Here is a 12,792-nt window from a genome sequence, read left to right as displayed (position 1 = left end):
TCAAAGTGATAAAGCACGATGAGCGAATGATAATATATTAAAATATTATCGTATCTGTTAATTGCGGTAATAAATACATCGCGCCGGACTCAGATAGATGATCCTCATCCAAGTAGTATGAAACAGAATCACTACCAACCATGCAAGATCCGGCATTACAGAAGCTATCCGTTGGGTCGATAATCGTTAGCAAATAATCATCACTTACAGCCAATTGTTTAAATACCTGATTGACGCGTTTCTGCAATGCATTATGATCTCGAACTGAAATGCTGTTTTGAGCCAATGATAATAACGGATTATCCTGTGAATAGGCGGTGTAATATAACTTTTCAGGTCGCTGCTTCTGCTGTGGTATTTGTAATATTACCCAAGGGCTCACACCAATACCATTATAACGTTTTATCGTCTGCTCAACGCCTGCTTTAAAAGTTTCAAAAGAACTATTTTGATCTTTACTCCCCACCTTTTGAGGGCTTAAATAAACCATTTTTCCCATACCGTTATAACCAAAATCAGTGTAATAAGTCCATCTCGCCGATAAAATCACGCGATTTATGCCATTCTCTTTCACATAACTAAATAGTTTATTATTGAGTGTAAAGCAGCTTTTTTTATCTTGATCAGAACGCTGAGGATAAACACCTAACAAAGGGGGGCAGCCAGAAAAACCAACATATTGCCCTTTTAGTTGATACAAATTTGCTAACGCATTAAAAGCTGGTAATTGTGAATACATATGTGAATCCCCCATAACAATGAAACTTGTATCAGGCGCATTGCCATCCCCTAAATTACATAACCATGTTTTACTCGTTAATGTATCTTCTTTATCAAAACAATCAGCTGGGGTTCTATAAATAGATTTCTTGACGCTATCGGGAATAGAAAAATGCATCTGATTCGATAAATATTGACTACTTATTGAAGAGAACGTAATACTAACAATACCTATGTATAATAAAGTGAACAGTACCTTTGATCGTTTATTCTTAGCAGCACGCTTCTCTATCAACCTATAAGATAACCAGCCCATTAGTATGGATGCGCAGATACCTGACATCATATGTAATAGCGAAAATTCGAAATTATAACTCAATGCAACAGATATTGGCCAATGCCACAAGTAAGTAGAATAGGAGGTGCGACCTAAAAATTGTATAACCGTATTATTACTTAATTGGTTATTATCCTTATTTGCCATAATAACAGCCATCGTGCCTAACACCGGTACCGCCGCAAGATAACCCGGCCACATGCTAGTGCTATCTAACAGAATGTAACTGCCGATGATCATGGTAATACCGATTCGGAATAGCCATGTCTGCGAGTGTGTAGATAATTTTATTGGGTATAAAAAGGCTACACCGCCTAACAACATTTCCCATGCTCGTGTCGGTAATAAATAAAAGGCCGCGTTTGGCCAATACCAAGACACATAAATACAGGCGACGAAACCAACCACGCTACATGCCAAAATAACGCGAGGAATAAGGGCGTTTTTGACAAGCCGCTTAACCATTAATAGCAGTAATGGATAAACAATATAAAATTGCCACTCAACCGATAACGACCAAGTATGTAGCAACCATTTTTGATCTGCGTCGACATCAAAATATCCGCTTTCTTGCCAATACCTTATATTAGATAAAAAATTTAAACTCTTATGTATATGTTTAGTCAGTACTTGAAAATCTGGCGGAATAACAAACGTCCAACCAAATAATAACAGCGCACAACACAATATCAACAAAGGCGGAATTATACGTTTAGCACGCGCGAGATAAAACACAGGTAACGAGAATGTATTGTTCGTTAATCCACGAAAAATAATATTCGTCATTAAAAAACCAGATATAACGAAAAAAACATCTACGCCAGCAAATCCACCGGGTAACATATTAGCGTTAAAGTGATACAAAATAACGCCGATTACAGCGATCGCTCTTAAGCCATTAATGTCTCTACGGAAAAACATATAAAAAAACTGCCTGTTCGTCTTTCATGAAAAATTCAAAATTATAACATAGATATCAACTCTGCCTAGGGCCGTCTTCATACAACGTGAATGCTTTAAATATGAAGCTGTATAACTACTTGTTCGGCCGTACCACCCGCGCACCCGGCACCAGTTGCCCAAGTTTTTCCGCGAACACCGTTTTCGCCCTTTCATCACCATGCACAATACGTATCTCTTGCGGCTTATGTTTCATGTGTTTTACAAAGTTAAGTAGGTCTTGCTGGTCTGCATGGGCAGAATAACCACTAATGGTATGGATACCGGCATTAATGTGTATGTGCTTCCCGTTAAGCTCAACATAGCCACCCCTTGGTCCATATTGTTGGATATCTCGACCTGGGGTTCCCTGGGCTTGATAACCCACAAAAATCACATCGGCTGTGGCATCAGGTAAAAATTGCGTAAGGTAATTAACGATACGGCCACCGCTGCACATACCACTGGCTGCAATGACAATAGCTGGTTTATTACTCCTAGCCAGATACTTAACGACAGTTAGGTGATCTTGATGACTGTCGATAGTATAAAGCTGCTCAAAATTAAGTGGATGGCGACCTTGTTTTAATTTTCCTAACGCCTCTTTATCCCACAAGGCTTTAAAGTCGCGGTATTTACTGGTGAAGTTTGCTGCCATTGGCGAATCGACGATTATTTCAATATGTTTCCATAAACTCGTCTCTGGGGCGCTGTGAATAAATTGTTCGATTTCGTAGAGTAATTCTTGGGTGCGGCCAATACTGAATGCGGGGATCAAGACCACACCATTATCACTCACCGCATGTTCAATGACGGCTTGTAACTTTTGGCTACGTTGATTACGGTGTTCGTGCCTTTTATCACCATAGGTACTTTCAATAATTAAGGTATCGGCGCGGTATGGCGATCGGGGGGATGATAATAATGGACTGTAGGAAGCGCCGAGATCACCGGAAAATACAACACGGTGACGGCGAATGGGTTTATCGGTGGCGAGTTCGATTTCGACATAGGCAGAACCTAGGATATGTCCAGCTGGACAAAAACGGATCTTTTGGCGTTGATAGCAGGTTTCATCTTCCCCTATATCCTCTTTGGGTATTTTAAGTACGTCAATGGCGCGCCACTTTTGATAGGGTACAGGAATAAGCTGTTTTTGTAATAATGAAAGGCAAGCTTGGATGAGTTTTTTATCGCGGGTAACGCCGACTTTAAGGGCGTCTTCGATAACAAGGGGAAGGAGTGCTGCAGTTGCTTCAGTCGCGTAAATAGGGCCTGTGAACCCTACGGCTAATAAGTAAGGAATGCGACCGACATGATCGATATGGCAGTGCGTGATGATAAGCGCTTTAACGGTGCGCACATTAAAGTCGATAGCGTGTTGGTCTTTGCTATTGTTACCTGCGGCTTCAGAACCTTGAAATAAACCACAGTCGATCAGCACTGAATTATAGTCATTCATATACAGCTGATGACAAGATCCGGTCACACCATTGACCGCACCGTGATGTAAAATACGCATTGTTCCGTCCTTGGAAGCAGATGAATAAACCATTAGTTTAAAGTGATATCCTAAAGAAAGTAATAGGTCAACATACTGATTTAAGTACTGGTTTAAGTACTGGCTTAAGTACTGGTTTAGTTGTTATTTTAGAATAAAGTGACGCTCCGTTATCACATATTAATTTGAAGTCTGGTGCTTGTTGATTCGTAGACATTAATTGAATAATACAAGAAAAAGAACCATTAATATCAAGTTGCGGCTTAAATTCAAGCTGCCAATACAAAGCCCAGCGGGATACCTGTTCTGGTTCGACGCAGTAACCTAGATTCGCCGTGACAGGAAAATCAAAATTAATGTGCTCAAGTTCAATACTTAAGTTATCAATAAAGCACTGATAAAACTCAAGGCTTAGCGATTTCCCCTGCTCATGCCGCTCTATGCTTTGTTGATTATAATACTGGTAATGCTTGCTTATCACGTCAATAAGTATTTGTGTTTGCTTTACTACAAGGTTGTTATTCATAACTGCACTTATTTTATTAAATCCAAACACTTTATCAAAAGTGCTTATACTGCTGTATCAATACGTCAACAAACTGGTTGATTTCATGCACAGGTAATCGATTAATACCTGCTGCGGCTTTACGGCCACCACCAGTTGCAAATTGCACGCATACTTCATCTGCGCCAGAGCGATTATTTAGAGGTGCGCGCACACTCACCATATAGCTGCCATCGGTATTTAAAGTTAGTACCGCATGGGCTTTATCAGGATGACAATTCGCCAATTCATTGCCAAATACGCCACTGATACGTCTTGCCCAAGCTTCGCAAGGTAACAGGTATATTTCGCAAACCTCGTTATTAATATATGGTGCTAGTTTAGCCACATTTTGATGGTCAGCTTGGTATCCACGTCGCAGAATATAAAAGGCTGAGTCGTTATCAGCTTCAACGTCAAATGGATTAGTATATTGCAATAATGCTTGATACAACTCAGCAGGATTAAAGTGTAAATCAGCTAATGATGCTCCATAACCGTTATAGTTGATTAACGTCCCTAATTCACATAAGAATTCACGTTGCGGCGTTGTCATCCCTTCCTGCAATGCTAGTTCATCAGCGGCACTAACTAAGTTATCACCATAAGCAGCGGCTATCGCCCACTCAATGTATTTGTTATCAAGTAAGCCATTAATCAATAAACTCGTGCATACTTCAGGCGCCGTATCCACTAATACCGTTAGCTTTTCAGAAACGGGGACGTCACCTGTGCGATGATGATCGCAATAGAACACATCAATGTCATTCGCTAATATTGCGTTCAGTGCCTCGGTATTTTTTTCCATCGAAATATCAAGCGCGACAACTGACTTGGCTTGCGCAATATCAACATGTTTAAGCAAGCTATTGTCACGTTTAACCCCGCTGACCAATTTCGCTTTTTTCGGCTCGTTTAAGCGTAATTGTATTAACGCAATGATGCCGTCTGCATCACCGTTAAAAACATCATAATTCATACCAGTCCTTGTTAGGTGCACATATCACCTAGCATTAGCAAACCTACAACTTAAATAAAAAGGCCAAGATTAAATAAATTTTAGCCTTTTTATTACCAGCTAACAGCGTTAATTATACTTTTGTGCAACCCCATTCAGGGAAGTGTTTACGCACATAGGCATTTAACTCTTTTTCAGCTTCAGAATAACGACGTACTGCATTATCCACGTCTGAAGAAGCGTCTTCAGAGTAGATGTGATTAACCATACCAGCACCAACAGTGACGTTAGTATGACGATCAATCACCACAAACGCGCCCGTTTGCGGCAACGCTTGATAATTATCAACAACCACTTTTTCAGCTAAGTTAATCGTCACTGATGCAATTTCATTCAGTGCAAGCGCGTCACTATTCTCTACATATTGCTGTAATGTATTAACATCCACTTTATGATCGATAGTTGATACTTTGCCCGCCGACGACTTAGTCGCAAATTTAAACGTATAGTCTTTATGAGTACGTAACGGATTTTCATCCATCCATACAATGTGCGCATCAAATTTATTGGTTGTGCTTGGTTCTAGGCCTTTATGCACTAACATATCGCCACGAGAAACATCAATCTCGTCTTCAAGTGTGATAGTGATCGCTTGACCCGGTTGGGCACTTTCAAGCTCGCCATCAAAGGTATAAATTGATTTTATTGTTGATGATTTACCTGAAGGTAATGCAGTAACTTCATCGCCGACTTGCACCAGACCAGACGCTAACGTACCACAGAAGCCACGGAAATCTAAGTTTGGACGATTAACGTATTGCACAGGGAAACGCATATGCACAAGATCTTTATCTTGGTCAATTTTCACTGTTTCCAACAACTTCATTAATGTGGCACCAGGGTACCAATCCATAGCTTCACTTGGGTTAACAACGTTATCACCATTAAGCGCTGAAATCGGCACAAAACGAATATCATCAATGTTAAAGTTAGTCGCCATTTCACGATAATCAGCTTTAATCTGCTGGTAAACCTCTTGGCTATAATCCACTAGATCCATTTTGTTGATCGCAACAATAATGTGTTTAATACCCAACAAACTACAGATATAACTGTGACGACGTGTTTGCGTTTGAATACCGCGACGTGCATCTACCATCACAATCGCTAAATCACACGTCGATGCCCCCGTCACCATGTTACGCGTATACTGTTCATGTCCTGGGGTATCGCCAATAATAAACTTACGTTTATCCGTTGAGAAATAGCGGTAAGCAACATCAATCGTGATGCCTTGTTCACGCTCAGATTGTAAACCATCAACCAACAAAGCTAAATCAAAATCGCCATCTGTCGTATTGAATTTCTTAGAATCTTTTTCAATTGCCGCCATTTGATCTTCATAGATCAGCTTGCTATCAAACAGCAAACGGCCAATTAAGGTCGACTTGCCATCATCGACACTACCACAGGTTAGAAAACGTAATAGATCTTTATTTTCATGTACTTTTAAATACGCTTCGATATCCGTTGCGATCAATTCAGAACTATGAGACATAATCCGATATCCTTAAATATATTCTTTTTTAATTAATGCGCTAACAATCTGTTCAGCACACTCTTCAATTGATTGGTTTACCGTCGCAACATGAATATCGGCATTAATTGGCGCTTGATATTCAGAATCAATGCCAGTGAAATGCTTGATCTCACCCGCACGTGCTTTTTTATACAGCCCTTTTGGATCGCGCTGCTCACAGATCGCCAACGGGGTATCAATAAAGACTTCTAAAAATTGGCCATCAGCCAATAACTCCCGAACTTGTCGTCGGTCTGCAATAAATGGCGAAATAAAAGCCGTTAATACAATCGAACCCGCATCAACAAACAGCTTAGCCACTTCACCAATACGACGGATGTTTTCAACACGATCGGTATCACTGAAGCCTAAATCTTTATTTAAGCCATGGCGAACGTTATCACCATCTAATAAATAACTGTGTTTACCTAAACTCAATAATTTGCTTTCAACTGCATTCGCGACCGTGGACTTACCCGAGCCACTCAGGCCTGTAAACCACAATACCACAGGTTTTTGATTCTTCTGTTTTATACGATCATCATGCGTCACAGTAGCATTATGCCAAACTACATCATTACTGACCGAGTCATTATCTTTGTTTACATAAGGAGAATTCATACATCAATCCCTCGCTTTATACAGGTCACGCTATTAACTTCCATAGGATTAAAAGTAACCTTCACGCTTTTTCTTTTCCATCGACCCAGAGCTATCATGATCGATAGCACGACCTTGACGCTCAGAGGTCGTGGTTAGCAACATTTCTTGGATAATCTCTGGTAATGTCGTCGCTTCAGACTCAACAGCACCAGTTAATGGGTAACAACCGAGCGTACGGAAGCGCACCATTTTGTGTTCGATGACTTCACCTTCTTTCAGCTTCATACGCTCATCATCAACCATGATCAACATACCGTCGCGTTCAACAACAGGGCGTAGTTTAGACAAATACAGTTCTGGGATCTCAATACTTTCTAAATAGATGTACTGCCAGATATCCAGTTCAGTCCAATTTGATAATGGGAACACACGAATACTCTCGCCTTTGTTCACTTTCCCGTTATAAATATTCCACAACTCAGGTCGTTGATTTTTTGGATCCCAGCGATGATGTTCGTCACGGAAAGAATACACGCGTTCTTTGGCACGTGATTTCTCTTCATCACGACGTGCGCCACCAAACGCGGCATCAAAACCATGCATATCTAACGCTTGCTTTAAGCCTTGCGTTTTCATGATATCAGTATGTTTCGCACTGCCATGTACAAATGGGTCAATGCCCATCGCAACGCCTTCCGGATTCTTATGCACGATGAGGTCCATGCCTACTTTTTTCGCCATGTAGTCACGGAATTCGATCATTTCTTTAAATTTCCATGTGGTATCAACATGCATTAAAGAAAAAGGGGGTATACCTGGCGCAAACGCTTTTTTCGCCAGATGTAACATCACCGACGAATCTTTACCGACAGAGTAAAGCATGACCGGATTATCAAATTCAGCCACTACTTCACGCATAATGTGAATAGATTCAGCTTCTAACTGTTTTAGGTGCGTCAGGCGCTCTGGAGAAATACTCATATAACTTCATCCTGTCATTACAATATTGTTGTTTAACAATTAACTTTAAAAACTATTAATTTTAAAACTATTAACTTATTAAACTATAAACCAAATACAGCGATGATAGCACTGATGGCTACCACCCCATAAACTAAACTAATCGGTAAACCAATCTTAATAAAATCTTTTAACTGATAGTGTCCTGCATTAAATACCATCAAGTTGGTTTGATAACCATAGGGGCTAATAAAACTGGCACTGGCGCCAAACGCAACAGCCATTACAAACGCCATGGGATTAGCGTCTAAGCTGTTCGCCAACCCAAACGCAATTGGGAACAATAATGCAGCAGCGGCATTATTAGTGACTAACTCTGTCAACCACCAGGTTAATAGATAAACGACAATCAATGCCCACAACGGCGATAAACCATGCTCAAAGAAGCTGTTAATGTGCCCGAGGTACAGCATTAAACCACTATTTGTTAACGCATGAGAGAGTAATAATGCCGAGGAAATAATAACCCACAAGTTAGCCGGAAGACGCCGAATAACTTCACTGCTATTTAGACACCCTGTGAGTAGTAATACTCCGAACAATAATACCAAACCTTTAAATAACGGCACTAATCCGATAGCAGATAATAAGATGGTACCAAAGAATCCCAGCACCACCAGCCATTCTTTATGACCAGACAACATAATATCTGGCTCAACACCACTTAATATAATAAAGTTCTTATTAATATTTTTGCGATGTTTAAAATCATCGCCCACCGCGAGTACCAAATTATCACCGGCTTGGATATTTGCATCACCGAGTTTGCCTGAAACAGGCTCTCCATCACGCTTAATCGCCACCACAGCGGCATCAAATAAAGCCCGGAAACCTGAATTTCTTAAGGTTTGGTTTAATAACATGCTTTCTGGTCGTACTATGACTTCGGTTAAATTATCTAACGGTAAACCATTTTCATGTGCAAACAGTGACAGACCATCAAAATGATTAAGCTGCATGACTTTTGCAACATCACCACTAAAAATAAGTCGGTCATGCACGCGAATCACTTCGGTTGGTACTACCGGACTTAATAATTGATCATCACGTAATATTTCGACTAAGAATAAGGATTCTAAATGCCGCAAACCATTTTGATCGATGGATTTACCAATTAATGACGATCCTTGCTGTACCTTAGTATCAATTAAGTATTGCTTTACATCTTCGACTTCAACCTCGTGTTCGGGTAACCAAGGACACAGTAGAAACAATGTAAAACCACAGGCGAGAACCACACACATACCCACAAGAGTAAAATCGAAAAAGGCTAATGCAGGTAAGCCAGCTTCAATAGCTAAGCTATTAACGATCAGATTCGTAGAAGTACCGACTAGCGTTAATGTGCCGCCTAAAATAGCGGCATAAGACAACGGCAGCAATAACTTGCTGGCAGCATGATGAGGGTTATTCCGGATCGGGGCTAACATAGTCGACACGACAGCCGTATTATTTAAGAATGCCGAGGATAAGACCGTAAAGCCGAATAATCTTAGCCAGGTGGCGGTATAGCTCTCTTTAATGATTAAAGTAGCAACAATACGTAATAAACGGGTTTTCTCTAACGCGAGCGAACACAGCATCAGCAATATTAAGGTTAACAGCCCTTCATTCGCAACACTGGCAACTAACTGCGCAGAGGTAACAAAAGAACCACCATACAATAACAACAGCGTAATACCAAAAACATAAGCAGGCCGGCTCTGAAATCGAATTAAACCGACAATCGTTAAAACAAAAATAGAAAAAACAAATAACATTAATGATACCTTAACGAGCACGCCAAGTACGGATCTTAGCGGTAATCACCCATACTTTTGATAATAACAATTGATAGATAAAGAAACAAACTAAGAACAGGCAGATACCAAAGGCCGCGTATGCGATCGTACAGATCGAACATAATATCTGCGGATTATTTAAACCTACACGTTGGAAGATATGGCGTAAAGCTCGTGGGTAACGCCAATTTTAAAGGTGTATTGATAACAAGGGGAGGAATGCGACCGACATGATCGATATGGCAGTGGTGATGATAAGCGTTGTAACGGTGCGCACATTAAAGTCGAACTGCACTGAATTATAATCATTCATATACAGCTGATGACAAGATCCGGTCACACCATTGACCGCACCGTGATGTAAAATACGCATTGTTCCGTCCTTGGAAAGTCATTTAAACGATAAATAGAGCTATCAATTTAGAAATAATAGAACTATTAGTTTAAAGATAGATTCCAAGGAAGGTAATAGGTCAATGCGCTTATTTAAGTACGGCTTTAGCGCTTAAATAATACTTTACAGCTTATAGCCATCGGGGTTATTTGATTGCCAGCGCCAGGTATCAGTCGTCATATCGCTAATACTACGTTGTGCTTTCCAGCCTAATTCGCGCTCGGCAAGATCGGTTGCAGCATAACATTGGGCAATATCACCTTCACGACGTGGAGATATTTGATAAGCGACTGTTTTACCCGAAGCTTGTTCAAAGGCTTTCACCATTTCTAATACGCTGTAACCCTGACCTGTGCCTAGGTTATACGTCACTAAGCCTGGGTTAGTCATTAGCTTGTCTAAAGCTTTTAAATGCCCTAATGCTAAATCAACCACGTGGATATAATCACGTACGCCAGTACCATCGACCGTTGCATAGTCATCACCAAACACGCTTAACTTCGCCAGTTTACCCACGGCAACTTGCGAGATATATGGCATTAGGTTGTTAGGGATGTCATTTGGATCTTCACCAATCAAACCACTGTCGTGTGAACCCACTGGATTAAAGTAACGTAAGCGGGCAATATTCCAACTGTTATCAGACTTATACAAGTCGGCAAGTATCTCTTCGACCATTAACTTAGAACGGCCATAAGGGTTTGTTGCAGATGTAGGGAAGCTTTCATCAATCGGCACCGATACCGGATCGCCATAAACCGTTGCCGACGAGCTAAACACAAAATTCTTCACATTATGTTCACCCATCACTTCTAAAATATTAACTGTCGCAGCAATGTTATTACGATAATACGTTAACGGGATCTGATTTGACTCCCCTACCGCTTTTAAGCCAGCAAAGTGGATAACAGCGTTAATATCATGCGTTGTAAAGATACGGTTTAGTAACTCACTATCAAGTACATCACCACAGTAGAACTTAACGGTTTTACCCGTGATCGTTTTTACACGGCTTAATGACTCTTCACTTGAATTACAGAGATTATCAATTACAACCACATCTTGATTGCTGTTCAGTAGTTCTAACACAGTGTGGCTACCGATGTAACCCGCACCGCCTGTTACTAAAATTGTCATGATATGTTCCCAAAATATATACTTGTGTGATTGCTATACATATATCTGCATAATCGTTATAAATTATCTATTGTATCTCTACCTGCACGCCAAGCACGGATCTTAGCAGTTATCACCCATACTTTGGATAATAGCAATTGATAGATAAAGAAGCACACTAAGAACAACACCAGCATGATCCATTCTGGTATATTAACAATTTCAGCATAGATACCAAATGCAGCATAAGCGATAGCAATTGCACAGATGGCACATAATATTTGCGTATTGTTTAAACCCAAGCGTTGGAAGATATGGTGTAAATGCTCGCGGTCTGGTTTAAACGGTGAGTCACCACGACGGATACGACGGATCATGATTGCAGCCATGTCCATTAACGGTACTGCAATTAACCACAATGCAGTGACAGGACGTAATGGCGTGCCACCTTGCTGTGAGGATAATAATAGGAACCAGATCACAGTGAAGCCGATTAACATGCTGCCAGCATCACCCATAAAGACTTTACGTTCACGTCCTAATAAGCCGAGGTTGAATAGCACATAAGGTAAGATGATAACAATAAGCACAAGGCATAAATAGGCGAGATTACTTTGTCCGTCAACGCTAAGAACAAAACCTAAACCACCCAAGGTTACCATAGATAACCCACCCAGCAGGCCATCAATACCATCAACCATGTTAAAGGCATTAATTGCCCCAACAACCGCAATTACAGTAACAAAATAACCCACAAACCCTAAGCTAATATCACCAAAACCAAGCATATTACCCAAGGTATGTAACTGAATATCAGCAATCGACATCATCGCTATTGATAAACCGCCTTGCACAACAAAGCGAATCTTAAAGCTCAGGTCATATTTATCATCCAATGCACCAACCAGCGTAAGGATAAAAATTGAAACCATAAATAAATAGTGATTGGGCAGTAAATCAGGGTGATTAAACAAAAAAGACATGAAGGAAATACAGATAGTAATGCCACCAACCAGAGGGATCGCACCATTATGATGTTTTCGTTCATTTGGTTTATCAACTAAACCTATTCCTTTGGCTATTTTACGCATAGTAAATAGCGTAACTAAAGAAAAAAAGAAAACAAAACCGAGTTCTATGAACATGTTTATTATGACCTTGATTAGTTTTAAATATAGAGAGTAAATTTGCTCGGTAATATACCGAAGTACAAGTAAGCATTAGAGGTGTTTAATAGGCAATAAACAGAGTGTGGTTAGCAGACAATGAATCAGAACTGGGTAATACCAGTCCAGCTCCG

At 40.4% G+C, this 12,792-nt stretch carries 10 protein-coding genes and 1 pseudogene; all 11 read right to left on the bottom strand.

Features of this window, described 5'->3' with window-relative positions:
- Positions 1–37: 37 nt before the first annotated feature.
- Entirely contained in the window at positions 38–1,978 is a 1,941-nt protein-coding gene (locus tag HWV02_RS03285; RefSeq protein WP_211678438.1) for an acyltransferase family protein, read from the bottom strand.
- 115 nt (positions 1,979–2,093) lie between these two features.
- Positions 2,094–3,518, bottom strand: coding sequence for an MBL fold metallo-hydrolase RNA specificity domain-containing protein (locus HWV02_RS03280; RefSeq protein WP_211689706.1), 1,425 nt, complete (start codon positions 3,516–3,518; stop codon positions 2,094–2,096).
- 67 nt (positions 3,519–3,585) lie between these two features.
- On the bottom strand, positions 3,586–4,023 hold the full coding sequence (locus tag HWV02_RS03275) for a hypothetical protein (protein ID WP_211689705.1): 438 nt from the start codon (positions 4,021–4,023) through the stop codon (positions 3,586–3,588).
- A 34-nt stretch (positions 4,024–4,057) separates the two neighbouring features.
- Positions 4,058–5,020, bottom strand: coding sequence for a DHH family phosphoesterase (locus HWV02_RS03270; RefSeq protein WP_211689704.1), 963 nt, complete (start codon positions 5,018–5,020; stop codon positions 4,058–4,060).
- A 112-nt stretch (positions 5,021–5,132) separates the two neighbouring features.
- Complete coding sequence (gene cysN / locus HWV02_RS03265) at positions 5,133–6,557, bottom strand: sulfate adenylyltransferase subunit CysN (RefSeq protein WP_211689703.1); 1,425 nt, start codon at positions 6,555–6,557, stop codon at positions 5,133–5,135.
- Positions 6,558–6,569: 12 nt separating this feature from the next.
- The gene (cysC, locus tag HWV02_RS03260; RefSeq protein ID WP_211689702.1) at positions 6,570–7,199 is read right to left on the bottom strand and encodes an adenylyl-sulfate kinase; all 630 of its coding nucleotides are present in this window, start codon (positions 7,197–7,199) and stop codon (positions 6,570–6,572) included.
- Between the two features lie 48 nt (positions 7,200–7,247).
- The gene (cysD, locus tag HWV02_RS03255) at positions 7,248–8,162 is read right to left on the bottom strand and encodes a sulfate adenylyltransferase subunit CysD (protein WP_211678430.1); all 915 of its coding nucleotides are present in this window, start codon (positions 8,160–8,162) and stop codon (positions 7,248–7,250) included.
- Between the two features lie 83 nt (positions 8,163–8,245).
- Positions 8,246–9,961, bottom strand: coding sequence for an SLC13 family permease (locus tag HWV02_RS03250; protein WP_211689701.1), 1,716 nt, complete (start codon positions 9,959–9,961; stop codon positions 8,246–8,248).
- 227 nt (positions 9,962–10,188) lie between these two features.
- Positions 10,189–10,355: pseudogene (locus HWV02_RS03245) on the bottom strand (MBL fold metallo-hydrolase); the annotation flags it as partial.
- Between the two features lie 144 nt (positions 10,356–10,499).
- Positions 10,500–11,513 (bottom strand): UDP-glucose 4-epimerase GalE, encoded by a 1,014-nt coding sequence (galE, locus tag HWV02_RS03240; protein WP_211689699.1) that lies wholly within the window; start codon positions 11,511–11,513, stop codon positions 10,500–10,502.
- A 56-nt stretch (positions 11,514–11,569) separates the two neighbouring features.
- Complete coding sequence (gene wecA, locus HWV02_RS03235) at positions 11,570–12,637, bottom strand: UDP-N-acetylglucosamine--undecaprenyl-phosphate N-acetylglucosaminephosphotransferase (RefSeq protein ID WP_211689698.1); 1,068 nt, start codon at positions 12,635–12,637, stop codon at positions 11,570–11,572.
- Positions 12,638–12,792 lie beyond the last annotated feature (155 nt).

Origin of the sequence: Moritella sp. 28 (genome assembly GCF_018219435.1) — a bacterium.
Classification (GTDB): Bacteria; Pseudomonadota; Gammaproteobacteria; order Enterobacterales; family Moritellaceae; genus Moritella.
The sequence above is the reverse complement of the archived record's forward strand: the minus strand, read 5'-3'. Positions and strand labels throughout refer to the sequence as shown.